Genomic DNA, 25551 nt, shown 5'->3' with positions numbered 1-25551 from the left:
CTTTGCCGAGTTATGTTCAGTTCCAAACCTGCTGTGCAATCAGCAGGACGTTCTTGTTGTGCCTGGTTTGGCTACGACGTGCGGGACGTCAGCCAGATGGTGAAAGCGATGATGACGCCGAGGCCGGCGATCCATACGAACAGGCCTTCAGAAACAGGACCAAGTGCGCCCAGGTCTGCGCCGCCCGGCGAGCCGTTGGCTTCAATCTGCTTCAGGAAGGTGATGATGTCGCGCTTGCCTTCGGGGGAGATGTTCGAGTCGTTGAACACCGGCATGTTCTGCGGTCCGGTCGCCATTGCTTCGTAAATGTGCTTGCCCGTGACGTCGGCCAGGGCCGGAGCGAACTTGCCGCGGGTGAGTGCACCGCCGGCCGCCGCAGCGTTGTGGCACATGGCGCAGTTCACGCGGAACAGCTCGCCACCTTCGGCGGCGTTGCCCTTCTCATCCAGCAGTTCCTCGGCCGGGATGGCCGGACCCGCACCCAGCGACGCGACGTACGCGGACAGCTGGTGGGTCTGGGTGTCGTTGAACTGGGCAGGCTTCTTGTAGGCCTGGGGGCCGTTCATCTGCATGGGCATGCGGCCGGTGCCGACCTGGAAGTCAACAGCGGCGGCGCCGACGCCAACCAGTGAGGGACCGTCCTGCGTTCCGCTGGCACCCATGCCGTGACAGGTGGCGCAGTTGGCTTCGAAGAGCTTCTCGCCTTCCTGCGTATCGGTGGCGGTGAACTCTGCAGTGCTGGCTTTGGCCTCGTTGACGGTGGTGGCAACGGCGTACAGCCCACCAGTGAGGAGGAGGCCCATCAACAGCAGGGCTATTGCTGCCAGTGGGTGACGTCGCTTCTGCGAGAGTGCCTTCACGTGGTGGTTCCTTTATTCGATCGTGCGTCGGCTCCGTGAGCCGCTTCTTAGAATTCGTTCTCTTGGGAAAGAGGGAGAAAAGTCTGGGCTACTGGAGGACGTAGATGACCAGGAAGAGGCCAATCCACACGACGTCCACGAAGTGCCAGTAGTAGGAGGTGACAATCGCCGAGGTCGCCTCGAAGTGACCAAACTTCTTCGCGGCGAAGGAGCGGCCCATGATGAGCAGGAAGGCGACCAGACCGCCGATGACGTGCAGGCCGTGGAAGCCCGTGGTCATGTAGAAGGCAGAGCCGTAGGCGTTGGAGGACAGCGACACGTGCTCCGAGACCAGCATGGCGTATTCCGTGGTCTGGCCGGCAACGAAGAAGGCGCCCATGAGGAAGGTCAGGGTGAACCATTCGTTCATGCCCCAGCGGGTGAACTGGAGGGCCCCGCCGCTGCGTCGCGGCTGGAGCCTTTCGGCAGCGAATACGCCCATCTGGCAAGTGAAGGAACTTGCCACGAGGACGATGGTGTTAACGAGCGCAAAGGGGAAGTTGAGCTTGGCCGTCTCTTCCGCCCACATCTGGCCAGAGGTGGACCGGAGTGTGAAGTACATGGCGAAGAGACCGGCGAAGAACATCAACTCGCTGGAGAGCCAGACAACGGTCCCGACAGAGACCATATTCGGGCGGTTCAGCGTGGGGTGCGCAGGGGTACTGGGGGCATGGGTCGCAGATGTCACATAGACATTATGTCTGTAAAACTTCGGCTTGCCCAACGCAAACCGCCTTTTGCGGAGACTTTTTCTACAAAGACGCGAAATCGCGCGGAAAAGTTCCCGGACACGTTCATATTGGTCTTTGCGACGGGCACCTCGATAGCATCAGGAGGTGACTTCACAGGTATCGGCACCGGCGGCAGGCAACACCTGGCCGCGCCTCATCTCGGCACTGTTGAACGGCGAACACCTGAGCGCGGACAGTACGGCATGGGCCATGGACACCATCATGTCGGGGGCCGCCACGCCCGTCCAGATCGCCGGTTTCCTGGTGGCGCTGCGCGCCAAGGGCGAGACGGTTGAGGAGATCGCCGGCCTGGTCGACGCCATGGTGTCCCACGCCAATCCGATCTCCATCAGCGGCGAAAAGCTGGACATCGTGGGCACTGGTGGTGATCAACTCAACACTGTCAACATCTCCACCATGGCCGCGCTGGTCTGTGCCGGAGCGGGCGCCAAGGTGGTTAAGCACGGAAACCGTGCGGCGTCGTCGTCATCGGGGTCAGCGGACGTTCTGGAAGCGCTGGGGGTACGGCTCGACCTTCCCATAGCTGACGTCGCCCGGAACGCGGAGGAAGCGGGCATCACCTTCTGCTTCGCACAGGTCTTCCACCCGTCCTTCCGCCACACCGCGGTTCCCAGGCGCGAACTCGCGATCCCCACAGCCTTCAACTTCCTGGGCCCCCTTACCAACCCCGCCCGGGTGCAGGCCTCCGCAGTAGGCGTGGCGAACGCCCGCATGGCGCCGCTCGTGGCCGGCGTCCTGGCGCGGCGCGGCAGCCGGGGCCTGGTGTTCCGGGGCAGCGACGGCCTGGACGAACTGACCACCACCGGGCCGTCTACCGTGTGGGAGATCCGGGGCGGCGAAGTGACGGAGCAGACTTTCTCGCCCGGGGACCTGGGGATCCGTCAGGCCACTGTCGATCAGCTGCGCGGCGGTGACGCACAGGCGAATGCCGCCGTCGTCCGCAATGTCCTGGCCGGGGAAACCGGGCCGGTCCGGGACGCTGTCCTGTTGAACGCGGCGGCGGGCCTGGTGGCGTACGACCTTCAGGCTAACGGTCCGCTCGCTGACCGCATGAAGCTTGCCCTTGACCGTGCCGCGGAATCCATCGGCTCCGGCGCAGCCGCTGCCGTGCTTGAGAAGTGGGTCAGCCTCTCCCGGGCCTAGAGCTCCGAACAGTCCAAATTCAGCAGCAGAGGGGCCAGGCACCTGCGGGTGCCTGGCCCCTCTGTTGTGTTCTGGCGTGCTGCTACTCCTCGAACCCCAGCGCGAAGGCGGCATCGAGGTCGTGCTGCGAGTAGGCCCGGAAGGCGATGTGGGTGGTGGTGTGCACGACGGCGGGGACCTTGGACAGCTTGTCGGCGATGACGTCCGCCAGATCTTCGTGCTGGGACACGCGTGCGACGGCGATCAGGTCCCATTCCCCGGTCACTGAGTAGACCTCGCTGATGCCGTCGATGGAGGATATCTCCTCGGCCGTTTCGGGGATACGCGAGGCGTCTGTCTTGATCAGGACGAATGCGGTGATCACTGTGAACCCTTCCGGATCTGATGAGCTGTGCTGCCAGCCTATTACATGGGCGGTCCAGTACATGGGCGGGCGCCGGTGGTGGTTCCCGTGGCGGCGCCGCCCCCAGGGGTCAGGCGCGGCGGCGTGCGCGCAGGCGGAGAACTATGGCAACGATGAGGCGGTAGCCGAGGAGGAACACCGCCAGGCTCAGCAGCGCCACGATCACAAACGGGAGGACAACCGTCTGTCCGGTGAGCGCCCGCAGCGCCATTCCGATGGCCACGGTGCCCAGCCACACGGCCACCCCGGCCGGCCACAGCGCGAGCGGCCGCCGCCAGAGCCGCAGCAGCAGCCAGGTGACGGCTGCGCCGGCCAGGAACGGCCAGGCGGTGGACAGGACTCCAATGACTGTTTCTCCCCGTGCGTGTGCGTCCCGGCCGATGGCAGCGAACGTCAGGATGAGGATGAAATCTGCCGCAGCTGCGGCGGCCGTGAGGGCCGGAACCGCCCGCGTTCCGGGGCGGTCTGTTGTGGAAGGCATGCTTCCGAGCCTATCCGTTTTTGGCAGGTCTTGCCCGTGCGGGAATATCCCGTGACGATGTCAGGCAGGAAGCATACGCACTCCTGAAGGAGGCCCAGTGAAGCTCACCCAGATCGCGCAGCACGCCGAGGATCTTGACCGGGCGGCAAAGTTCTACTCGAGGCTGCTGGGCACCGCGCCGGCAGCTGTCTTCGACCCGCCGGGACTGCTGTTCTTCGACCTCGACGGCGTCCGGCTGCTGCTGGAACGGGGAGCACCCTCGGCGGTGATTTACCTTGGCGTTCCGGACGTGAGGTTGCGCGCTGCTGAGCTTGAGGCTGGGGGAGTGGAGGTGGTTGGTGCCCCGCACGTGATCTTCCATCACGATGATGCACGGCTCGGCCCTGCGGGTGCGGACGAATGGATGGCTTTCATCAGGGACAGCGAGGGGAACACCGTGGGACTGGTGAGCCACGCGTTCGACGGCGGGGCGCCCGCCGGTTAGGGCGTCAGGATTTGCTGGTGGCGATCTTTGCCGCGAAACCCAGGAGGACAACGCCGGCGACGCGGTCGGTGGTTTTGGCCACGGCAGGCGACTGGAGCCAGCGGCGCGCATGGTGGGTTGCCAAAATGATGACCGCAAACCACGCCATGCCCTCGACGTTGTGGACCAGCGGCAACAGCACGCCCATCAGCAGCGGCGGCGCCTCCGGCGGAAGGAACTGCGGGATCATGGCCATGTAGAAAACCCCGACCTTGGGATTCAGCAGGCTGGTCGTGGTGCCCGAAAGCCACGCGGCGCGGGAGCTGGCCGGGCCCGCGGGGCCGGCCTCAGCAGCCGCCCCCGGCCGGAAGCTTCGGATAATCATGCTCACAGCCAGCCACGCCATATAGCAGGCGCCCGCAACCTTCAGGACGGTAAAGGCTGCTTCCGAGGCGGCCAGCAAGGCCGATGCCCCGACGGCGGCGGCCACTCCCCAGAAGACGGTACCTGTACAGATTCCCGCCGCCGTGGCGAAGGCGGACCCGCGGCCTCCGCTGATGGCCGTGCGCAGCACGAGCACGGTATCCATTCCCGGGATCACCGTAAGCAGGGCGGCCACGAGGGCGAACTGAAGGAGGGAATCGGAAATGCTCATGGTCGATGATAAGCAGTTCCCGGGCTCACAGGTGACTGTCGACAGGCAGCGCGTTTACAGGCAGCACCGGATCAGAAAGGGCCTCCGACGGACGACGGCGGGAGGACCCGCCGTCGTCCGTTTTCTGTCAGGGCGCGGAGTTGTAGGCCTTGACGCGCTGTTCCACCACGAGATGGATGAGGGCGAAGACTTGGGCATCATCGATGGCTGCCAGGGCCGCGTCCAAGGCGGCCGGAATGCCCTTGTCCTCGGTGACAGTGATGCCGAAACCGCCAAAGGCCGTGGCCATCATGCCGAAGTCGGGATTCTTCAACTGGGTGCCGGATACGCGTTCGGGATAGTGCCGCTCCTGGTGGGTGCGGATGGTGCCGTACTCCTGGTTGTCCATGACGATAACCAGCGGGGTGGCGCCGTACTGGGCGGCGGTGGCTAGTTCCTGGCCGTTCATGAGGAACTCCCCGTCTCCGGCGATGGTGACCACCCGCCTCCGTGGCTCCGCCAGCGACGCCGCGATGGCCGAGGGGATGGAGTAGCCCATGGAGCCGTTCCTGGCGCTGACCATGGAAGCGTAGCGGCGGGTGGGGAAGTACCGGTGGGCCCAGTTGGTGTGCTCGCCCGCTCCGAACGTCACCAGGGCGTCCTCCGGCAGTCTGGGGACCAGGTTCGCCATCAAGGTGTCCATCCTTGCCGGTCCGGCAGTGGGAGTGGAAGCGGGCAGCGCGGCAAAGGACTCCTGTTCGGCCCTCATCCGGCCTGTCCACGCCTTCCATTCCTCCTTCACTTCCAGGTCGATGTCTGCCAGATCCCGGACAAAGGCCCCCGGTTTCGCCAGGATCTGCCGCGAGACAGGACCGGAACGGCCGCGCAGCGAGGGGTCGATGGTGACCAGAAAGTTCTTCTTGCTCCAGTCCTGGCGGCAGACAAATCCGTCCGTAATCACGTCTCCCGGGACAGTGCCCACAAACACCAGGAGGTCGGTCTCCTCGAGCAGGTCGAAGGTGGGGCGCGGGCGGCCGTACCCGATGGGGCCCACATAGGACGGGGAGTCAAAGGAGATGGTTCCCTGGGTGCGCCATTCCGCTGCTGCTGGAATCTGGTGACGTTCCAGCCACGCGGTCAGTTGGTCAGCTGCCGCCTGGGTCCAGTCGTTGCCGCCCGTTACGAAAAGCGGTTTGTTGGACGAGGCCAGCGCAGCCTTCAGGGCCGCGGCGTCGCTGCTGCTCATGCCGCCGGCCGCCACCGGGATCGCCGGGTGCAGCGCCGGATCGACCAATTGCCGGAGGATGTCCTCCGGCAGGCCCACCACCACCGGCCCGGGTCGGCCGCTCATCGCGGCAAATATGGCCTCGGCCACGATCTCGGACGCCCGTTCAGCGTGGTCAAGGACCATGACGCGCTTGGCGCCGGTATCGAACCAGGCTTTGATGTCGAACTCCTGGAACGCCTCACGGTCCCGGTGCGCGAACGGAATCAGGCCCACGAACAGGAGCATCGGCGTCGAGTCCTGCCAGGCAGTATGCAGTCCCACGTGCGCGTTCGCTGCGCCGGGTCCCCGGGTAACCATCGCCACACCGGGCACCTGGTTCATTTTTCCGCCGGCCTCGGCCATGTACGCTGCCCCGCCCTCGTGCCGGCACACGACGGTTTCGATCTCCGAGGTGTGCAGGCCGTCCAATACGTCAAGGAAGCTTTCGCCGGGAACCACGTAGGTGCGTTTCACGCCATGGGCTGCGAGCGAATCAACAATCACATGCCCGGCGGATTTCAGGGCCGCGCGGGATGGTGCGGTGCTGCTCTCGCGGCCAGTCTGCTGCAGCGTATGGTCGTCGAACTGCCCAAGATCGGAAGGGACATCGTTTGCGGTCAAGGGGGACTGAGACTCTGTTGTCATGAGCTTTCTTTGGTTATTGGTGGGCGGGTGTTTGTGAAAGTGGGGATATCTATCTGAGGGGCATCGGGTTGGCGATGACGGGGGACATGCCGGTGAAGCCTTCGCGGGCTTCGGCGATCTCGTGGATCCGTTTGCGGCAGGCGTACCAGCCGGCGACCATGAGGGCGATGGCGGTGAGGGTGACCAGGAGCGTGAGGGGTGAGTCGATGAAGACCATGACCAGTACGCCGATGAGGAACAGCAGGGACAGGTAGCCGGTGTAGGGCGCGCCGAACATCCGGAACGAGGGGCGTTTGAGCCAGCCCTTGTCCGCCCAGCGCTTGAGCTGGATCTGGCACAGGACGATGGTGGCCCAGGTGACGATGATGCCTACGGAGGCGATGTTCAGGACGATCTCGAAGGCCTGCGACGGGACGAGGTAGTTCAGCGGGACGCCGAGCAGGGAGACGCCGGCGGTGATGGCGATGCCGCCGTAGGGGACACCGGCTTTGTTCATGCGCTGGGCGAACTTGGGGGCGGAGCCCGCTACGGACATGGAGCGCAGGATCCGGCCGGTGGAGTAGAGGCCGGCGTTGAGGGAGGACAGGGCTGCGGTGAGGACCACGAGGTTCATGATGACGTCCACGCCCTGGATGCCGATCGAGCCGAAGAACGTCACGAAGGGGCTGACGCCCTTCTGGTAGGAGGTGAAGGGCAGCAGCAGGGCCAGCAGGATGACCGAGCCGACGTAGAACACCGCAATGCGGAACACCACGGAGTTGATGGCCTTGGGCATGATCTTTTCGGGGTTTTCGGTTTCGCCGGCTGCGGTGCCGACGAGTTCGATGGAGGCGTAGGCGAACAGGACGCCCTGCATGAGGATGATCATGGGCAGCAGGCCGTTGGGGAAGATGCCGCCGTTGTCGGTGATGAGGCTGAAGCCGGTTTCCTGGCCGGGGACGGGGGTGCCGAAGATGACGAAGTAGGTGCCGATGAGGAGGAACGCCACGAGGGCGGCGACCTTGATGATGGCGAACCAGAATTCCATTTCGCCGAAGACCTTGACGGAAACGAGGTTCAGGCAGAGGACGACGACGAGGGCGGTCAGTGCCCAGACCCACTGGGGGACGTCGGCCATCCAGGGGATGTAGTTGCCGAAGAAGTTCATGTAGAGGGCGGCGGCGGTGATGTCCACGATGGTGGTGGTGGCCCAGTTGATCCAGTAGAACCAGCCCGAGACGAAGGCTGCCTTCTCGCCGAAGAATTCACGGGCGTAGGAGACGAACGAGCCCGAGGAGGGCCGGTGCAGCACCAGTTCACCGAGGGCGCGCAGGATCAGGAAGGCGAAGAAGCCGCAGACGGCGTAGGCGATGACCAGGGATGGCCCGGCAGCGTTGAGCCGGCCGCCGGCGCCGAGGAACAGGCCGGTGCCGATCGCGCCGCCGATGGCGATCATCTGGATCTGCCGCGGTTTGAGGCTCTTGTGGTAGCCCTTGTCCTCCGCGTGGAGAAGGTTCTCGGTGGCATGCAAATGGTGCGGGACAGCCTGATGCAAAGCAACCTCGTCCTTGAAGTTGTCCTGAGGCATGTTGTTCCTTTCGATCCGGAAAGATCTGGCCGGTTAGGGGGAATGAGGTGGAGGAATGTTTGTCGGTCTGGGGCCGGCGGGGGGACGGCTGGGCAGCCCGTTAGAAGACCGACCAACCTGTGCGGTCGGAGAGATCGGCGAGCGCAGCGCTGCCAGCAAGGGAATTGCCTTTGGCGTCCAGCCGGGGACTCCAGACGCAGATGGCGCAGTGACCGGGAACGATGACCAGGATGCCTCCGCCCACGCCGCTCTTTCCGGGCAATCCCACGCGGTAGGCGAATTCGCCGGCGGCGTCGTACATGCCGCAGGTCAACATGATCGAGCCGATGCGTTTCGCCTCGCTTTGGGACACCACAGTTCCCAAGGCTCCGCGTCCGTCATGGGCGAGGAACAGGCCGGCCTTGGCCAGTTCCACACAGGTCATCATGATGGAGCACTGGCGGACGTAGTTTTCCACCACGGATTCGGCGGACTGCCTGAGGTTGCCGAAATTCTTGAGGAAGTGGGCTAGGGCCAGGTTGCGGCTGCTGTTGGAGAGTTCACTGGCGGCGGCCGCTGCATCGATGAAGGGCCCTGCCTGTCCGGTCAGTCCGGTGAGAAAGCTCAGGAGCGCGCCCGCGGCGTCGGGGGTCTCCTCCATCAGGTGGTCGGTGACCACCAGGGCGCCGGCGTTGATGAATGGGTTCCGCGGAATGCCGTGTTCCACCTCCAGCTGGACCAGGGAATTGAAGGCGGTGCCCGAAGGTTCGCGCAATACCCGGGACCACAGTGTTCCTAGGCTGTCCCGGCGGAGCGCCATGGCCAGTGTGAACACCTTGGAAATGCTTTGGATGGAAAAGGGGACATCCGCGTCACCCGAGAAAAAGACCTCCCCGGCTGCGGTGGCCACAGCTATTCCGAACCGGTTGAAGGGAACCTCCGCCAGGGATGGGATACTTGCCGGGACAGAGCCGGCTTCCCTCTGTGGCCTGTGGCAGCGGACGATGTCATCGAGCATCGGGCCCAAGGGCGGAGCGTCAAGTGTTGTGGTCATTTCCTGCCTTGAAGTTCGTTGTGCGTGCAGGCCCACTCCTGGACATGCAGCAGTGCCACCAGCGCATCGCGGGGCTTGCCGAAATCCAGGCCCGTGACCCGGGCGGCCTTGCTTATCCGGTAGTAGACGGTGTTCTTATGCAGTGCCATGCGTTTTGCACACTCAGCGACGTCGAGGGAGGAGTCGAAATATGCGCGCAGGGTTTCCGCGAGTTCGACGTCGTCCTGCAAAAGAGCGGACAGGCTCCGGTGGCGGAAAGAGGAGGACCCGAACCTCCGGACGGCGTCCTGGAATAAAATTTCGGGCTCGAAGTCAGTCACCGTGGCTACGGGGGTGTCAGGGGAGGCGCCGATGCAGTCCAGCAGGGCCTCGGTGATGGGGGTGACCGAGTGGAGAGCCAACAGATCCGGTGCCACCGGGCCGACGGCGGCGAAGGGGCTGATGCCCAGGTGCCTGGTTGCGTCCCGGACGATGGATTCGGCCAGGCTCCGGAGCCCAGGTTCCGCCGCAGCGGACAGCAGACCTGGAACGATGACGGCAGTGTCGCCCTTGTATTGCCCGACGACGGCGGACGCCTTGTAAGCGGCCGCGTGGATGGACGCCAGGCTGGCGAGCTCGCCGTGCTTCAATGCGGCATCGTCGGCCTGGGTGTCCGCGCGGGACATTCCTATCAGGATCAGCGCCGCGGGACGCTCCACCGGGATTTTCCCGCTCCGGGCACTCGCAGCGGCCTCGGCGGCGCCGGACAGAATCCGGGCAATGCGGTCCTCGCGCATGTGCACGGACTGCTGATTGCGGTAACGGATTAGCTCGGCGGAGGCCCGGGCCGCGGATCCCGTGAGCACATAGTCAACATCGGCGGTGAAGCCGTCCCCGGTTTCCTGAAGCCAGATATAGCCCATGATCCGGTCACCGGCGAACAGCGTGATGGCTACACGTTCCCTCAGGCCGTCCTGCGGCCTGGCCGGCACACGCACAGGGAGCCGGGTTCTGTGCAGTTCCCGGTAGGCACCGAGGTCCTTAAGCAGCAGTTCGTATTTCCGCGGGCCGCGCCGGGCCAGGATGGACGCCGTCCGCAGTTCGTCGATGTCGTTCGAGACCGTGGAGTAGGCCAGGACCTTGTTGGCGGCATCCTCAATAACCACATGGCTCGAGGTCAGGCGTGCGGTGGTCTGGGCGATGGCAAACAGGTCTTCTTCCAGCAGCGTCAGCACTTCACTCTGGTAACTGCGCGGCTGGATCCGGTCCTTGGCGATCGACAAGAGCCGGTCCCAATCGGCAGCCGGGTCCACCAGCAGCAGCCCCGTGCCCGCAGCGCCCAGCAGTTCCTCGGCGTCAGTCAGCTCTTCCCGGCTTCCCTTGACCGCAACAACCGACGGCGGGTTCTTCAGGAGCCGGCGCAGCACCGGCAAAGCCGAGCGGCCACGGACGCCGATCAGCAGGACAAAGGCTGCACCGGCGTCGGACGTTTCGTCGTCGGCATCGACGATCAGGAACCTTTCGACTGCCGAACGCTCGGGGGCGGGCCGCATGATGAGGGTGGCGAAACCCAGGGGGAAGTCCGAGAGGATATCGTCCACCGTAACCGCGGCCATGGTTTCCTTCTGCGTCGTCCGTCCGGACGGCTCTGTCCGGTCACCTCATGGTATCGACTGGATTTCCCCCGAAATATGTGACGGAATCCAAACGGGTTTGCGGCTTTTAGGGTTCCAGCCCAATGCGCTTGGATTCCGGTTCACGCGGCTAGCCCTGATCGTGCTCCGGCTTAAGGCAGACTGGTGCCATGAATGATGATGCGAAGGCTGTTACGACCCAGCGTTCGACAGTTGAGGACTGGACGCAGGCGTTGGCGGAGTCCGTTGGTTCCCCTGGCGGCGGCGCGGGGGCGGGCGTGATGCTTGCGATCGCCGCGTCACTAGCTTCGATGGTCGCCGGATACACGGAAGCTGACGGGGACCAGCGGCAGGACCTGGCCGATGTGCACGCGCGGGTCCGCTCGCTCAGGGAAGCCGCCCTTCGGCTGGCCGATGAGGATGCTTCAGCATCCCAGTCTTTCGGTGCCGCCTTCCGGCTGGATCCGGGGCCGGAACGGGAGGATGCCATACGCCGGGCATCCGTGGACGCCGCCAAAGCCTCTGCCGTGCTCGGCGAGCGCGCCATCGATGCCATTGGGGACCTGGAGTGGCTGGCGTCCAACGGGAACCCGGCGCTTGTTGCCGACGTCGTGGTCGCGTGCGGGGCCCTGAGGGCAGCGGTGACCGGGGCCCGTACCAACGTGAGTTTCGATCTCGCTGCGCTCACCTCCGCGGGCCGCACGCTGGAGCAGATTCGGGAAGAGCAGCCCGCCCTGTGGTCGACAGTTGAAAGCCTTGACGCCGCGGTTGACCGGATCGACCGGCTGACGGCAAAGATCAACCACCGTGCCCCATCCGCCGGCTAGGGCATCATCCTCCCCAGGCGTTACTCGGCTGGCGGTGGGAATTCGTCCTCATGGGCTTCCGGTAAGGGGAAAACACTGTGGCCCAGCGCCGTGCCGAAGAGTTCCCGGGGTTCGCAGCCGGATGCCCGGATCCAAAACAGTTCCCCGGAGGGCACGACGGTGTCCACGTAGCCCACGCGGATGACGCTTCCCGCCTGTTCCACCCTGACCTTTGTCCCTACGAGGTCTCGCGCATCATGTGTGGTTCCTGCAACTGTCGCCGGCGTCATTGTCGGTGGCTCCTTCGGCTTTGATCGGCGTCGGCCCGACTCTGTCCCGGGGCGGACGCAATAAATGAATGATATTCATTTTATGCGGTCTGGGCCCTTTTACATAACGGCATGCTCCGGGTTGCGCCGTTGCCTTCAGTGCCTCGAGGCCGGCCCCTGGCTCCGCAACGCTGCCAGCGCGTGCGCCAGAGGCATCCGGAGGGCAGGGCCATGGCCCGGCAGCACCACCGCGGCCTCGATTCCGTCGAGGCGGTGTGTTGCCGCCAGCGCCTGTGCGGCGTCTGTATGGAACATGGGGTGTAGCATCTGCGGTCCCTCTTGCCGGCTCAGCGGATGGCCGCTGACGAACGAGTCGCCCACCGCTATCGCTCCTGTTGCGGAAAGAAGGATCGCGACATTGCCCGGTGTATGCCCTGGCAGAAGAACGGCCTCAGGCTTCCCGGGAAGGCTACTGAGCGTATCGGCGCTCCAGGCTTGGGCGCCGGTTGCCGGTTTCGCCTTGAGGGCTCCCGCCCTGATGGCGTGGGCCATCCAGCGGAATACGCGGGGACGCCAGGCGCGCAGGACGACTCGGCCGAACGTGACCTGGTGCTTTTCCTTCCCTTGGACATGAGCCAACTCTTCCGGCGCACACAGGATGGGGGTTCCGTAGGTTTCGGAGAAGTAGGCAGCTGAACCGGTGTGGTCGACGTGGCCGTGCGTGATGAGCAGGGCCCGGGCGTCGGCGGGCCGCAGACCTATACGGCGGATGGATTCCAGGACCAGTGGGCGGTCGGAGGGATAACCGCTGTCGATAATCATGAATCCGCTGTCGTCGCGGACTACGATCCAGTTTGACGCGGGCCCCTGGACAAGAAAGACGCCGGGACACAGTTCCGATGTGCTGGAGGAGGGCTGCCATCTGGTGTTCTGCTGCTTCACATGCACATCCTAGACATCGGCCGCGGGGCCCGGCACCATTTAATCCGGGCACGAACCCACGCGCGCAGATTAGGCTGACGCTGTGGAGTACAGAGTCCGCGGGATACCCGTACATTATGTCGAGCACGGTAACGGGGCCCCGATCCTGGTACTACATGGTGCCGGCGTGGACCACCGCGAGATGGTCGGTGCCATGGAGCCGATATTCAGCGAGCTAGCTGATTGTCGGCGCGTTTACCCTGACTTGCCGGGCATGGGGCACACACCCGCGGGCGCGCTGGAAAGTGCCGACGACGTTCTTGACCTCCTGCTCGCGTTTATCGATGGGGTGATTGGCGACGGGCAGTTCCGGCTTATCGGCTATTCGGCAGGGGCGTACTACGCCCGAGCCATCGCCGGCAGACGCCCGGGGCAGGTGACGGGGCTGGCGCTGATCTGTCCGTTGGTCGAGAACGCCCGGAATCTTCCCACGCACCAAGTCCTGCGCGCGCTGGTCAATCCGCGCGAGACGCTCGGCCCGGACGAGGAGAGCGTGTTCCGTGATTACTTTGTCGTGCAGACGCAGGCCACGCTGGCGCGATACAAGGAGTACGTCCTGCCCGCCCTTGGCCTGGTGGACGAAGACGGTCTCGAGCGGATCGGCCAACACTGGCTGTTCAGCGCCGGTCCCGAAGGGGGCACGCCGTATTCCGGGCCCGTCCTCATAGTCACCGGACGCCAGGACTCCGTGGTGGGGTACGCCGCGCCATGGGATCTGCTCGAGCACTATCCGCGGGCTACATTCGCCGTGCTCGACGGAGCCGGTCATGCGTTGCCGCACGAACAGCCCGGCCTCACCAAGGCGCTCATCACCGAGTGGCTCGACCGCGTGCGCGAACGTCGCTTTGGCACTGACCTGTGAGTTTCGCGGCCATCGACCTGTTACTGCCACTCCCACTGCCAGCCGACTAGCAGAGTCTGTCCAAGGTTTCGTTGAGGGTGGACTCGATCTGGCCATTCAGGAGGTCACGCTTATTCTGGCTGGCCTCGTCCTCTAACTCAGTGGGCAATGGTGGCGTGGTGACGGTCATCGCGGCCTGGTATCGCCCGTCGTCGCTGCTGACCGCGACCGTCTGGTAGTCCCAGAAGCTGCCCCGGCCCTGGTGCCGTGACTCGATCGAGCATCCGTCCGCGTGCTGCCACAGTCCCAGCCCATACGGCACGAATCCGGGACTTGTCTTCATCTCCCGCAGCGATCCCGGCGAGAGGGCACGCCCCTGGAAGAGGCCTGCCATGAAGAGGTTCATATCTTTCACTGTCGACACGGCCCCGCCTGCCGGAGAACCGGCGGAGAAGCTGTTGTCTGTTGTGTCGACGCGTTCACCTCGCAGGGTGACGTAACCGTGCAAAAGGCCGGTCTCGTGCAGGTCGACACGGTCGAGGCTGGTGTTCTTCATGCCGAGCGGGTCAAAGACGTCCTCACGCATGACTTGGACGAATGGCTTGTGTCGCAGTGCCTGGATCAGGAGACCGAGAGCGAGGTAATTCGTGTTCGAGTACTTGAAGGAGCCCACACTGGACACGGGCCAGGGGAGCGTTCCGGCCAGCCTAATGCCCCGCTCCATCGTCATCCGCTGCGAGAGAACAGGGCGGAAGTCAACATCGTGCGGCAGCGCGTCGTTGACCTCGGGCATCCCTGACGTGTGGCTGAGCAGTTGCCTCACGGTGATCGGACCCGGAGGCTTTAGCGAGGCCGTGAACCCGGGGATGACGTCATTGACGGGGTCGTCGAGGCCGATCAGGTGGTCGTCCACAAGCTTGAGCACCGCCACGGCTGTCATGGTCTTAGTGACGCTGGCGATCTGTACCCGGTCCGTCGGCTGGGCTGGCGTCCTGGACTCGAGGTCCCGCACGCCGTATGCCTTGGACCAGTCGCCCTCCGGCCACCGGACATGGACGACGGTGGCCACCGCACCTTGATCCATGAATAGCTGGACCTGCCGCTCCAAAGATGCGAAGGCACCCGGCGAAGTTGGTGATTGTGCGGTGTCGTCCGTGGTGTAGGTGCAGCCAGAGACCGCGAGGACAAGGGCGAGGACCGCTCGCCTCCAGGTGCGATTCTTCGAGCGCATGCGAGCCCTCCGATGAGGGGAGAGATGGCACTGGTGTGGCCGTGTGCGGCACCACGCCCGGCCAGGCCTGTATTAGGCGCCGTCGCCCCAGCAAGTCAATGCTAAGGCTAGCCCTCATGTTGAGGAACCCGCCGCCGGGCTGGTTGGCTCATGAGAAGTTTGGCGCCTCCGTGCCGGTAACTGCGAAGTGGGGGAGACGTGGCAACAACACTGCCGGAGCGCAACACCTTAAGGACCAGTCGCCCTTCGTTCTGCTGGCCGTTGCAGCGTGCGCGGCCCGCATGTGACCCGACAAGAGCCGGATATCCGGTCGCATCTCGAACCGTCCAGACTTCTTGGTTCTTGAGCATTTCACGGTCAACGGCGCTTGCGTGCGCGGCGCTGGTGCTCACGAGCCGTCCTGCCAAGACTTTGCACTACTGCGCCGTGTACATGACGGCTCGGTCGATTTGACCGGGCTGCCGGGAGGACAGCGCGGGAGGGCAGAGCGGAGGAGGAGCGATCGGGCATCGGATGCAGTAATTTGGGTTTACTTTACATAATGCTGATTATCGGCGTTATACCGGTGGGGGCCGGAAGTGGGCGCGAGCGCGCTTCCATGGATGGCTACGCCGGCAGCTCGAATGAAGCACTCGGCCGGCGTCGACTTCACGCCTCCAGGATTCGAACCATGTGTCTGCGTCGCCAATGTCCCGATGGATGCTCATTGGACGATCACATCGTCCTGCCAGCTCACTTTGGACGAGCTCCGCGGGAACTCGCTGCGGCCGCAGCCAGCAGCCACCGCCTGTCGCAGCAGTTCGCCATACCGGCGTCAGCTCCGCCGTTTACTTGACATAATGTCGCTCAAGCGACCACCCCGGCTCCCGGCCTAGTTCGGCGTGTGGATGTCAGAGGCTGCTGCGCCAAGCACGTCAGCGCGGTCGTGGAATTTCCGCGCCAATGCGTAGGCCTCGCGGGACTCGTCCGTGTACTCCGCACCTGCAAGATCGCCTGCCCAGTCCAGTAGGTCGGCGATCTTCTTCAGGTGCTGATAACGAGGCTCGTCCCTCTGTTGCATATTCATGTGGGTCCCCCAATGTCTCGGTGGCAAGGCTGAATCCCTACCCCGATGTTTCTAGGTATACCACTGGCTTGGTTGAGGCTTCAATAAGTTGGCTTACTAAGTCAGCTGGCGCCGATGTAGGCGGAGAGATGTTCGCCAGTCAGCGTTGAACGGCCGGCAACAAGGTCAGCCGGCGATCCTTCGAAAACGATCTTGCCGCCGTCGTGCCCTGCCCCGGGTCCGAGGTCGATGATCCAGTCGGCGTGGGCCATGACTGCCTGGTGGTGCTCGATGACGATCACCGACTTGCCCGAGTCGACCAGCCGGTCAAGCAGGCCCAGCAAATTTTCGACGTCGGCCAAATGCAGTCCCGTGGTCGGTTCGTCGAGGATGTAGACGTCGCCCTTGTCGGCCATCTGCGCGGCCAGCTTGAGCCGCTGCCGCTCACCGCCGGACAGCGTTGTGAGCGGCTGGCCGAGGGTGAGATAACCGAGCCCGACGTCGGCCAGCCGGTCGAGGATCTTGTGAGCGGCGGGCGTGCGCGCATCGCCCTCCTCAAAGAACTCCTCGGCCTCGGCCACCGACATCGCCAGCACCTCGGCGATGTTCTTGCCGCCCAAGGTGAACTCCAGCACCGCTGCCTGGAACCGTTTGCCGTCGCACTCCTCGCAGGTGGTCTCGACCGTGGCCATGACACCCAGGTCCGTGTAGATGACGCCGGCGCCGTTGCATGTGGGGCAGGCGCCCTCGGAGTTGGAGCTGAACAGCGCGGGCTTCACGCCGTTGGCCTTGGCAAACGCCTTGCGGATCGGCTCGAGCAGCCCCGTGTACGTGGCAGGGTTGCTGCGCCGTGAGCCCCGGATGCCGGCCTGGTCGATCACCACCACGCCCTCGCGCTTGGCCACCGAGCCGTGGATCAGCGAGCTCTTTCCGGACCCGGCAACGCCGGTCAGCACGCACAGCACGCCGAGCGGGATGTCGACGTCGACATTCTTCAGGTTGTTGGTTGACGCGCCGCGGATTTCCAGCGCGCCGGAAGCGGAGCGCACGGAATCCTTGAGCTGCGCCCGGTCATCGAGGTGGCGGCCGGTGATGGTGTCACTCCCCCGCAGCCCGTCGACCGTGCCTTCGAAGCAGACGGTACCGCCGCCGGTGCCGGCGCCGGGTCCGAGATCGACGATGTGGTCGGCGATGGCGATGCTCTCCGGCTTGTGTTCCACGACGAGCACCGTGTTGCCCTTGTCGCGCAGCTGGAGCAGCAGGGAGTTCATGCGTTCGATGTCGTGCGGGTGCAGGCCGATCGTGGGCTCGTCGAAGACGTAGGTGACGTCCGTGAGGGATGAGCCCAGGTGGCGGATCATCTTGGTGCGCTGCGACTCTCCACCGGACAGCGTCCCCGACGGCCGGTCGAGCGAAAGGTAGCCCAGTCCGATTTCCGCAAACGAATCCAGAAGGTGCTGCAGCCCGGCGAGCAGCGGGGCCACGGACGGCTCGTTTAGGCTCCGGACCCAGTCGGCGAGGTCGGTGATCTGCATCATGCAGACGTCGGCGATGTTCTTGCCCTTGATCTTCGACGACAGTGCTTCCTGGCTGAGCCGGGTGCCGCCGCAGTCCGGACACGTCGTGAAGGTGATGGCCCGCTCCACGAACGCGCGGACGTGCGGCTGCAGTGCGTCCACGTCCTTGGACAGCATCGACTTCTGGATCTTGGGGATGAGGCCCTCGTAGGTCAGGTTGATGCCCTCGACCTTGATCTTGGTCGGCTCCTTGTAGAGCAGGTCGTGGAGTTCCTTCTTGGTGAACTTGTTGATCGGCTTGTCCATGTTGAAGCCGGCTCCGCTGAAGATGCGGCCGTACCATCCGTCCATGCTGTAGCCGGGAATGGTCAGGGCGCCCCCGCTGAGTGACTTGCTGTCGTCGTACAGCGCCGTGAGGTCGAAGTCGCTGACGTTGCCCATGCCCTCGCACCGCGGGCACATGCCGCCGAGCCGGTTGAACGTTGCCTTCTCGGCCTTGGTCTTGTTGCCGCGTTCCACGGTGATAGCGCCGCTGGCCTTTACCGTCGGGATGTTGAAGGAGTAGGCGTTGGGAGAGCCGATGTGCGGCTGGCCCAGCCTGCTGAAAAGGATCCGCAGCATCGCGTTGGCGTCCGTCGCGGTGCCAACGGTGGAGCGCGGGTTGGCCCCCATCCGTTCCTGGTCCACGATGATGGCCGTCGTCAGACCCTCCAGCACATCGACCTCGGGCCGTGACAGCGTCGGCATGAAGCCCTGCACGAACGCGCTGTAGGTCTCATTGATCATCCGCTGCGACTCTGCAGCGATCGTGCCGAACACCAGCGAGCTCTTGCCCGAGCCGGACACGCCGGTGAACACGGTGAGGCGGCGCTTCGGGATCTCGACGCTGATATCCTTGAGGTTGTTCACACGCGCGCCCTGCACACGGATCAGGTCATGGCCGTCGGCGGTGTGCGGTCCGGATGACTGCGTGTCCGTCTTCGTCGTTATCGTCATCGTGTCTCCATCTGTTAAACGGATAGTAGCCGTGTTTAGCTAACCTCGTTGATGCGGATCAGGTTCCCGGCCGGATCGCGGAAGGCGCAGTCGCGGACACCGTACGGCTGTTGGGTGGGTTCCTGAACCACCTCTGCGCCGCTGGCCTGCACCTTCTCGAACGTGCCGTCCAGGTCGGAAGTGCCGAGCACGAGGCGGGCGTAGGTGCCCTTGGCCATCATTTCGGTGATGGTGCGCCGCTCGTCCTCGGTGATCCCCGGGTCGGCGGCCGGCGGTTCCAGGACAATGGACGTGCCGGGCTGGTCCGGAGGGCCGATGGTGAGCCAGCGCATTCCGCCATATCCCACATCGTTGCGGAGCTCGAACCCAAGGGTGTCGCGATAGAACGCCAGGGAGGCGTCGGCGTCGTTATGCGGAAGGAATGTCCAGTGAATGGTGAGGTTCATGCCGCCAGTCTAGGTGCGGCCGGACGGGACGGCTTCTCGATTCCTGACCGGTCTGCTCACCTGTTTCACCACGCATGACGGCATGCCTGCCGCCTCCCCCGCGGCCTGCGCCCGGTACGCACTGGGCGGCATGCCGACGAGTTCGGTGAAGCGGCTGCTGAACGTCCCCAGCGAGGAACAGCCGACGGCGAAGCACACCTCCGTGACGCTGAGGTCACCCCGGCGCAGCAGCGCCATCGCCCGCTCGATGCGCCGCGTCATCAGGTAGCTGTACGGGGGCTCGCCGTAGGCCTCCCGGAACTGCCGGCTGAGGTGCCCGGCTGACATGTTCACGCCACGGGCCAGCGCCTCGACGTCCAGCGGCTGGGCGTATTCCCTGTCGATGCGGTCACGGACGCGGCGCAGCAGCGCCAGATCGTCCAGGCGCTGCGCTGCGGCGGGTTTGCTGGTCACAATCGAGATGGTGCTACGTCGGGCGGAAGTTGTCCAGTCAGGAGTTGTCCAGCCGAACCCCAGTCCAATCCATTGTCTTAACCTGCGGTCTCGTTAAGAATGAACAAATGACGGTCTATGTGAGAGCCCTCGAAACCGCAGTTCCGCCGACTCTGCTCATCCAGCACGAGGCCCGTGACGTGTTCGCAGCCCAGCCCGGCCTGACACGCCTTGGCTCACGGCTCGTGTCAACGTGCTTTGATTCCGCCGCCATCGACACCCGGTACACCGCAGTCAGCGAACTGACCCTGGACTCCGCCGCCGAAAATCCCCAGTTTTTCGATCCCGCGACCGGTTTGCTGCGCAGCCCCAGCACCAAGGCACGCAACAACCTCTTCGCCGAGGAAGCAACGAAGCTTTTCATCGATGCGGCGGACGCGGCCGTATCCAAATGCGACGGCATTGATCCGCTGGACATTACCCACCTCGTCACGGTCTCCTGCACCGGTTTTTTCAACCCCGGCCCGGACTACAAGATCGTCCGCGCGCTGGGCCTCAACCCCGCCGTGCAGCGCTACCACCTGGGCTTCATGGGATGCTACGCAGCGTTTCCGGCGCTCCGTGCGGCCAAGTCATTCTGCGAGGCGGACCCGACGGCGGTTGTGCTCGTCGTATGCGCCGAGCTTTGCTCCCTGCATGTCCGGACCTCCAACGATCCCGACACCATCATGGGATCCGCGCTGTTTGCGGACGGCGCAGCGGCCGCCGTCGTGACAGCCCGCGCGGACCTGGAGTCCACGCCGCTGCTCCAACTGGATCACTTCGAGACGGTCCTGACTCCCGTGGGTGAGGACTCGATGGCCTGGAACATCGGCGATGAAGGCTTTGAGATGGTGCTCGGCAACTATGTGCCGCACATCATCGACGAGCACATCGTGGGCGCGCTCGAGCCGCTGCTGGCACGCGACCCCTCCCTGCGGGAACTCGCCTACCGCGACGTCACCCACTGGGCCATCCACCCTGGCGGCCGCAGCATCCTGGACAAGGTCCAGTCCCGGCTGGACCTCACCGACGAGCAGCTGCGTCCGGCCCGCGAGACACTTCGGAACTACGGCAACATGAGCAGCGCCACGGTGCTGTTCGTCCTCAAGCACATCCTGGACCTTCCGTCGCGGGAGGGGGACGAACGCGTCTGTTCCATGGCCTTCGGCCCGGGCCTGACCGTGGAGACCGGGCTGTTCACCAAGGTGAAGCAGCCGGCCGGTGAGCTTTACCCCATGGCCGGCGGGGCCCAGCCGTCGCTGGCCTGACGGCCGTGCGGATCCCAGGAAGCGGCCCGGGCGTCCTCGGCCTGCGGGACACGGACGCCGTCGAGGACATGGACCGGCCGGATTGCGACCCGGACCGGCTGCAGCGCACCTACAAACAGTTCGCACTGGTGAACCGCGTGGTGTCGGGCTGGCGCCGGCTGTACCGCAGCACGGTGCGTCCGAAGCTGGCAGGCGGTGGCACGCCAACGCTGCTGGACGTCGGCTGCGGCGGCGGGGACCTGGCCGTGATGCTTGCCCGCTGGGCGGCCAGGGACGGGATCCAGCTCCACGTGACCGGGATCGATCCGGATGAAAGGGCCTTTCATTTCGCCGCCAACCGCAAACCCGTCCCCGGGGTCGAGTTCCGCCAGGCAAGCAGCGGCGACCTGCTCGCCGAGGGCAAGTCCTACGACGTCGTCATCTCCAACCACGTGCTGCACCACCTGACCGCGCCGCAACTGCAGTCATTCCTGGACGATTCCGCCGGGCTGGCCCGCCGCCTGGCCCTGCACAACGATCTCAGCCGGAGTGCAGCCGCCTATGCCCTGTTCAGTGCCGGCGCCCTGCCGCTCGCCGGCTCCTACATCCGCGGCGACGGACTGACGTCGATCAGGCGCAGCTACACCGTCCCGGAGCTTGCCGCCGTGGTTCCCACCGGCTGGACGGTGGAGCCGCACTCCCCCTTCCACTGTCTGCTCACCTACCGGCCGCACGATAGCTACCGGCCGCACGATAGCTACCGGCCGCGCCAGGCATGACCGATGTCCTGATCGTGGGCGGCGGTCCCGTTGGGCTCTTCCTGGGTTCACTGCTGCTGCAGCACGGCGTCGCGGTGCGGGTCCTCGAAAGGCGGACCGGGCGGAATGCCCACACCAGGGCCATCGGAATCCATCCGCCGGCGCTCGCCGCCCTGGAACGCATCGGCGTTGCCCAGGAGCTGATCGGCCGGGGTGTTCCGATCCGTCAGGGCTTCGCCGTGAGCAGGGGCCGGAGGATTGCGCACATGCCGTTCGCTCCGGTCTCCGACCGTTTCCCGTTCGTCCTCGCCGTGCCGCAGCCCGTGACCGAGGAGGTCCTGGAGCGGCGGCTCCGGGAGCTGGACGGCGGCGCGCTGGTCCGCGACGCCCGCGTTACGGGAATGCACGACGACGGCGCCCGGGTCACGTTAAGCGTCACCACTGCCGGGGCTGCCTCCAGTTACACCGCCGCTTTCGCGGTGGGCGCCGACGGCGCCTACTCGACCACGCGGTCCCTTCTGCGGGTCGCGGCGCCGGAGAAACAGTATCCGGACGACTACCTGATGGGTGACTATCCCGAATCCAGCCCCTATGGCTGCGATGCCGCGCTGTTCCTGGAAAGCGACGGCATCGTGGAGTCCTTCCCGCTCCCCGGCGGCGTCCGCCGCTGGGTGGTCCGGCTGGGCAGCCCGCCGGCCAGCCCAAACGCGGAGCAGCTGGCGGCGCTCGTTGCCCGCAGAACGCGAGTGGCACTGGACCCCGGCGCGAACACCATGCTCAGCAGCTTCGGTGTCCGTTCACGGCTGGCCGCGCGCATGGTCTCGGGCCGGACGGCGCTGGTCGGTGATGCGGCGCACGAGATCAGCCCCATCGGCGGGCAGGGAATGAACCTTGGCTGGCTGGATGCAGAGGCGCTGCTGCCGGCGATCCTCGCCGTCCTGCGCGGGGATCCTTCCGCTGAAGCCCTCCGGCGCTTCGATGCCTCACGACGCCGGGCGGCAGTTGCGGCCAAACGCCAGGCCGAGGTGAACATGGCGCTTGGCCGGCCGCTTCCGGCCGGCCTGCTGGGGCCCCGGAATGCGGTCATTGCCCGTGCCGCCGCCGTACCGGCCTTCAACGCCCTCGTAGCCCGGCGCTTCACCATGCAGTAGCGCGCCACTGCACGGCACATGACCGCGCATCTCAAGACTTCACAGCCCTGCACCAGACAGCATTAGGCTGTCCCCATGAACCACGTTTCGCCGCCCACGACCTACAGCCCCGCCCGCATCAGGGAAACAGTGCAGGAACTGCTGGCCGCAGAGGGCTTGCCACCCATCGTGCAGGCCGGACACCCGGTCCTGAGGCAGCACGCCGCTCCCTTCGAAGGCCAGCTGGAGCCCGACGAACTTACCCAGCTGATCGTCCTGATGAGGAAGGTCATGCACGCCGCGCCCGGCGTCGGCCTGGCGGCGCCGCAGCTGGGTGTTCCACTGCAGCTGGCCGTCCTCGAGGACCAGTTCGAGATCGACGAGGCCACGGCCGCGGCTCGGGGCAGGGCGCCGCTGGAGTTCTTTGCCATGCTGAATCCGTCGTACTCCCGCCTGGGCAACGGGTCCGCCGCCTTCTTCGAAGGCTGCCTATCGCTCTCCGGACTGCAGGCTGTGGTGGAACGTCCCGAAAGCGTGCGGCTGGAGTACGTAACACCCGACGGCGGTCAGGTCACCAACGACTTCAGCGGCTGGCAGGCGCGGATCGTGCAGCACGAAACCGACCACCTCCACGGCAGGCTCTACATTGACCGGGCCGAGCTCCGGTCGCTCAGCACCAACAGCGAGTACGCCGCCCGCTGGGCAGAACCGGGCATTGGCTCCGCCAGCCGGGAGCTCGGCTTCCCGGCCGGCGCGCAGGCCGGCCGGGAAGCTTTCACGGATTAGGCAGGGACAGGTTTAGGCGGCGCCTGCTTGGGCCGGGTCCGACTCAGGCGGTGCCAATGCGGTTGCTGTCCGTCGGCAGGTACTTTGCCCACCAGGCCAGGATGTGTTCGAACCGCTGCCGCCGGTGATGCGGCGTTCCCGAGCGCGACAACTCGTGGTCCTCGCCCGGGAACACGAGAAACGCGGAGTCGACGCCCTGCTGCTTGAGGGCGGTGAAGTAACGCTGGCCCTGTTCCACCGGGCAGCGCAGGTCGTCCTCGCTGTGGATCACCAGCGTGGGTGTCCGGACCGCGGCCACCGTTTCCATGGGGCTTTGCGCGGCAATCTGCTCGGCAGCCGAGCCAACATACTCACCGCCAAAGAACCAGCCGATGTCTGACGAGCCCGTGAAGCTCACGGGATCAAGGAAACCCCGCTCCACGATGGCTGCCTGGAACCGGTGGTCCTGGCTGATGGTCCACGCTGTGAGGTAGCCGCCGTAGGAACCGCCCATGATTCCCAGGGCACCGGCGTCGAGGGAAGAGAACTTCCCGAGGCTTCCGTCCAGGAAGGCGAGCACATCCTGCATGTCCACGGTGCCCATCCGCTCCTTGATGCTCCGGCCGTGGGCCTGGCCGTAACCGGCCGAGCCCCGCGGGTTGCACATCAGCACCGCGTATCCCGCCTCGGCATAGACCTGTGCTTCATCGAAGAACGCGGTGGTGTACTGCGCGAACGGCCCGCCGTGGATGTTCAGCAGCACGGGGTGGGGACCCTTGCCGGGCGGCAGTACCAGCCAGCCGTGGACGGGATAGCCGTCCGGGGCGGGGAACGTCAGTTCCTGCGGTTCGATGATGCCTGCCTCGCTCCGCAGGGCGGCCGAGAAGTCGCTGAGCAGGCGGAGCTGTCCGTCTTCGAGGACCCCCACATCCCCCGCGGTGGCGGGGTCACTGTAGCTGAGGAACACCGTGCCCGCACCGTCGCCGGCCCCGGCGACCACCCGGTCGCCATGAACGAGGAGGGAGTGGTCCCCCGTGGCGCTGAATTCGAGCAGCTCCACCGTTCCCTGGGCACTGTTGAGCACCAGCGCACTGTCCTTGCCGTGGAGGCCGATGGTGGCACCGGGCGCTTCGACGTCCATGGTCTCCGCGTCGCTCAGGGCCGTGGCGTCGCCGCCCGCTGTGGGCATGACGTAGAGGACCGTGTTCTTGGCGACGAAGTCCTGGCGGGTGCTGCCCAGGTCCTGGCCAGTGAAAAACAGCCAGCGCCCGTCCGCCGACTCCCGGACGTCGGTAACGGTCTGGGCACCCAGGTTGGGGACCGGCACCAAAGCCGGTGTGCCGCCGTCGGCCGCCACACGGTAGATCCCGGATACCAGGTCCTGGTCGGCATCCTCGTGGAGGGCTGCGACGAAGTAAATGGCGCTGCCGTCGCTGCTGAAGGTTGCACCGGTGTGGTCGGTCGCCGACGTCGTGAGCCGGCGTGCCGCCGGGAAACCGCCGGATGCCTCGCCGGGCTGCGCCGGACTTTCAGGCTCGCCATTGGTCTTGGATTTCTCATTGTCGCTCCGCTTGGCGGCGCGCCCCACTGGCTTGACCCAGGGTTCGCCGCCCAGCTCCGGAACGTCGAGCAGGAAAAGCTGCAGCGGCTTGTCCCGGGTGTAGCCCTCACCGTTCATCCGGTGCTTGTAGTCCTGGATGAGCCGGGCGTCCTCGGCGCCGGACCCCACGCCGTCGAGCGTTCCATAACGGCCCGCCTCCGGTTCCCTTGAACCGAACACGATGCGGTTCGAATCCGGCGACCAAGCGAAGGAGCTGACACCCATCTTCCTGTCGGTCAGGGCCTGCGGCTCCCCGCCAGCGGCCTCCACCACGTGAAGCTGGGGCGGGCGGCCGGGGGCGGCGCGGAGGAACGCCAGCACGCGGCCATCCGGCGAAAAAGCCGGCGCGGTGTCCCGGAAGCCCCGGGTCACGCGGCGGGGAAGCTTTTCCGGGTCCCGGGGCACACTCCACAGCTGGCCTACATAGGAGTCGGAGTCGAAGTCCGGCCGGACGACGGACACAACGGCCCTGGTGCCGTCGGGGTGCACGGCAGGGGCGGAGACAGAGTTGAGCAGCGGAAGATGTTCAGGCTTCATCCACGTGA

25 protein-coding genes are annotated in these 25551 nt (G+C 65.4%); 8 read left to right on the top strand and 17 right to left on the bottom strand.

Features of this window, described 5'->3' with window-relative positions; translation table 11 throughout:
• Window positions 1-71: 71 nt before the first annotated feature.
• Window positions 72-860: a cytochrome bc1 complex diheme cytochrome c subunit gene (gene qcrC / locus LFT45_RS12055; RefSeq protein WP_236803424.1), complete on the bottom strand. Its 789-nt coding sequence runs from the start codon at window positions 858-860 to the stop codon at window positions 72-74.
• 88 nt (window positions 861-948) lie between these two features.
• Entirely contained in the window at window positions 949-1623 is a 675-nt protein-coding gene (gene ctaE / locus LFT45_RS12050; RefSeq protein ID WP_236803423.1) for an aa3-type cytochrome oxidase subunit III, read from the bottom strand.
• 112 nt (window positions 1624-1735) lie between these two features.
• Here ctaE and trpD point away from each other — a divergent pair, with 112 nt between their 5' ends.
• Window positions 1736-2794 carry an anthranilate phosphoribosyltransferase gene (gene trpD / locus LFT45_RS12045; RefSeq protein ID WP_236803422.1) on the top strand — a complete coding sequence of 353 codons (1059 nt, stop codon included), beginning with the start codon at window positions 1736-1738 and terminating at the stop codon, window positions 2792-2794.
• A gap of 82 nt (window positions 2795-2876) precedes the next feature.
• Here the strand turns inward: trpD and LFT45_RS12040 are convergent, their stop codons facing one another.
• Together LFT45_RS12040 and LFT45_RS12035 are read right to left on the bottom strand one after the other, a co-directional pair.
• A complete protein-coding gene (locus LFT45_RS12040) occupies window positions 2877-3158 on the bottom strand; it encodes an Lrp/AsnC family transcriptional regulator (protein ID WP_111903442.1) in 282 nt (93 codons plus the stop codon).
• A 109-nt stretch (window positions 3159-3267) separates the two neighbouring features.
• Window positions 3268-3678 carry a DUF3054 domain-containing protein gene (locus LFT45_RS12035; protein WP_236803421.1) on the bottom strand — a complete coding sequence of 137 codons (411 nt, stop codon included), beginning with the start codon at window positions 3676-3678 and terminating at the stop codon, window positions 3268-3270.
• A gap of 97 nt (window positions 3679-3775) precedes the next feature.
• Here LFT45_RS12035 and LFT45_RS12030 point away from each other — a divergent pair, with 97 nt between their 5' ends.
• Entirely contained in the window at window positions 3776-4162 is a 387-nt protein-coding gene (locus LFT45_RS12030) for a VOC family protein (protein WP_236803420.1), read from the top strand.
• A 4-nt stretch (window positions 4163-4166) separates the two neighbouring features.
• Here LFT45_RS12030 and LFT45_RS12025 read toward each other — a convergent pair whose 3' ends face one another.
• The 5 genes from LFT45_RS12025 to LFT45_RS12005 all read right to left on the bottom strand — a co-directional run bounded on the left by LFT45_RS12025 (window position 4167) and on the right by LFT45_RS12005 (window position 10882).
• Complete coding sequence (locus LFT45_RS12025; protein ID WP_236803419.1) at window positions 4167-4796, bottom strand: LysE family translocator; 630 nt, start codon at window positions 4794-4796, stop codon at window positions 4167-4169.
• Window positions 4797-4923: 127 nt separating this feature from the next.
• Window positions 4924-6687, bottom strand: a complete 1764-nt coding sequence (locus tag LFT45_RS12020; RefSeq protein WP_236803418.1) for a thiamine pyrophosphate-dependent enzyme — start codon at window positions 6685-6687, stop codon at window positions 4924-4926.
• Window positions 6688-6736: 49 nt separating this feature from the next.
• On the bottom strand, window positions 6737-8254 hold the full coding sequence (locus tag LFT45_RS12015) for an amino acid permease (protein WP_236803417.1): 1518 nt from the start codon (window positions 8252-8254) through the stop codon (window positions 6737-6739).
• A 100-nt stretch (window positions 8255-8354) separates the two neighbouring features.
• Window positions 8355-9287: a glutaminase gene (locus tag LFT45_RS12010; protein ID WP_236803416.1), complete on the bottom strand. Its 933-nt coding sequence runs from the start codon at window positions 9285-9287 to the stop codon at window positions 8355-8357.
• Entirely contained in the window at window positions 9284-10882 is a 1599-nt protein-coding gene (locus tag LFT45_RS12005) for a PucR family transcriptional regulator (RefSeq protein ID WP_236803415.1), read from the bottom strand. Before LFT45_RS12005 ends, LFT45_RS12010 begins: the two co-directional genes overlap by 4 nt.
• Window positions 10883-11070: 188 nt before the next feature.
• Here LFT45_RS12005 and LFT45_RS12000 point away from each other — a divergent pair, with 188 nt between their 5' ends.
• Window positions 11071-11727 (top strand): cyclodeaminase/cyclohydrolase family protein, encoded by a 657-nt coding sequence (locus LFT45_RS12000; protein WP_236803414.1) that lies wholly within the window; start codon window positions 11071-11073, stop codon window positions 11725-11727.
• A 20-nt stretch (window positions 11728-11747) separates the two neighbouring features.
• On the opposite strand, the gene LFT45_RS11995 is transcribed toward LFT45_RS12000, so the two are convergent.
• Both LFT45_RS11995 and LFT45_RS11990 read right to left on the bottom strand, forming a co-directional pair.
• Window positions 11748-11996: a hypothetical protein gene (locus LFT45_RS11995; RefSeq protein ID WP_236803413.1), complete on the bottom strand. Its 249-nt coding sequence runs from the start codon at window positions 11994-11996 to the stop codon at window positions 11748-11750.
• Window positions 11997-12131: 135 nt separating this feature from the next.
• Complete coding sequence (locus tag LFT45_RS11990; RefSeq protein ID WP_236803412.1) at window positions 12132-12797, bottom strand: MBL fold metallo-hydrolase; 666 nt, start codon at window positions 12795-12797, stop codon at window positions 12132-12134.
• A gap of 286 nt (window positions 12798-13083) precedes the next feature.
• On the opposite strand from LFT45_RS11990, the gene LFT45_RS11985 reads away from it, so the two are divergent.
• Entirely contained in the window at window positions 13084-13818 is a 735-nt protein-coding gene (locus LFT45_RS11985) for an alpha/beta fold hydrolase (RefSeq protein ID WP_236803411.1), read from the top strand.
• A gap of 46 nt (window positions 13819-13864) precedes the next feature.
• On the opposite strand, the gene LFT45_RS11980 is transcribed toward LFT45_RS11985, so the two are convergent.
• The 5 genes from LFT45_RS11980 to LFT45_RS11960 all read right to left on the bottom strand — a co-directional run bounded on the left by LFT45_RS11980 (window position 13865) and on the right by LFT45_RS11960 (window position 19485).
• Entirely contained in the window at window positions 13865-15028 is a 1164-nt protein-coding gene (locus tag LFT45_RS11980; RefSeq protein WP_236803410.1) for a serine hydrolase domain-containing protein, read from the bottom strand.
• A gap of 871 nt (window positions 15029-15899) precedes the next feature.
• Window positions 15900-16094 (bottom strand): hypothetical protein, encoded by a 195-nt coding sequence (locus tag LFT45_RS11975; RefSeq protein ID WP_236803409.1) that lies wholly within the window; start codon window positions 16092-16094, stop codon window positions 15900-15902.
• A 101-nt stretch (window positions 16095-16195) separates the two neighbouring features.
• A complete protein-coding gene (locus tag LFT45_RS11970) occupies window positions 16196-18586 on the bottom strand; it encodes an ATP-binding cassette domain-containing protein (protein WP_236803408.1) in 2391 nt (796 codons plus the stop codon).
• 35 nt (window positions 18587-18621) lie between these two features.
• Window positions 18622-19032: a VOC family protein gene (locus LFT45_RS11965; protein WP_236803407.1), complete on the bottom strand. Its 411-nt coding sequence runs from the start codon at window positions 19030-19032 to the stop codon at window positions 18622-18624.
• 9 nt (window positions 19033-19041) lie between these two features.
• Entirely contained in the window at window positions 19042-19485 is a 444-nt protein-coding gene (locus LFT45_RS11960; protein ID WP_236803406.1) for a helix-turn-helix transcriptional regulator, read from the bottom strand.
• A gap of 107 nt (window positions 19486-19592) precedes the next feature.
• Between LFT45_RS11960 and LFT45_RS11955 the strand changes: the two genes are divergently transcribed.
• From LFT45_RS11955 to LFT45_RS11940, 4 genes are all read left to right on the top strand, one after another.
• Complete coding sequence (locus LFT45_RS11955; RefSeq protein WP_236803405.1) at window positions 19593-20774, top strand: type III polyketide synthase; 1182 nt, start codon at window positions 19593-19595, stop codon at window positions 20772-20774.
• 68 nt (window positions 20775-20842) lie between these two features.
• Window positions 20843-21532, top strand: coding sequence for a class I SAM-dependent methyltransferase (locus LFT45_RS11950; protein ID WP_236809322.1), 690 nt, complete (start codon window positions 20843-20845; stop codon window positions 21530-21532).
• Window positions 21529-22662 carry an FAD-dependent oxidoreductase gene (locus tag LFT45_RS11945; protein ID WP_236803404.1) on the top strand — a complete coding sequence of 378 codons (1134 nt, stop codon included), beginning with the start codon at window positions 21529-21531 and terminating at the stop codon, window positions 22660-22662. Before LFT45_RS11950 ends, LFT45_RS11945 begins: the two co-directional genes overlap by 4 nt.
• Window positions 22663-22737: 75 nt before the next feature.
• Window positions 22738-23427, top strand: a complete 690-nt coding sequence (locus LFT45_RS11940; RefSeq protein WP_236803403.1) for a peptide deformylase — start codon at window positions 22738-22740, stop codon at window positions 23425-23427.
• Between the two features lie 43 nt (window positions 23428-23470).
• On the opposite strand, the gene LFT45_RS11935 is transcribed toward LFT45_RS11940, so the two are convergent.
• A complete protein-coding gene (locus tag LFT45_RS11935; RefSeq protein ID WP_236803402.1) occupies window positions 23471-25543 on the bottom strand; it encodes a S9 family peptidase in 2073 nt (690 codons plus the stop codon).
• Window positions 25544-25551: the final 8 nt, after the last annotated feature.

The sequence above is a fragment of the Arthrobacter sp. FW305-BF8 genome (genome assembly GCF_021789315.1).
Taxonomy (GTDB): domain Bacteria; phylum Actinomycetota; class Actinomycetes; order Actinomycetales; family Micrococcaceae; genus Arthrobacter.
The sequence above is the reverse complement of the archived record's forward strand: the minus strand, read 5'-3'. Positions and strand labels throughout refer to the sequence as shown.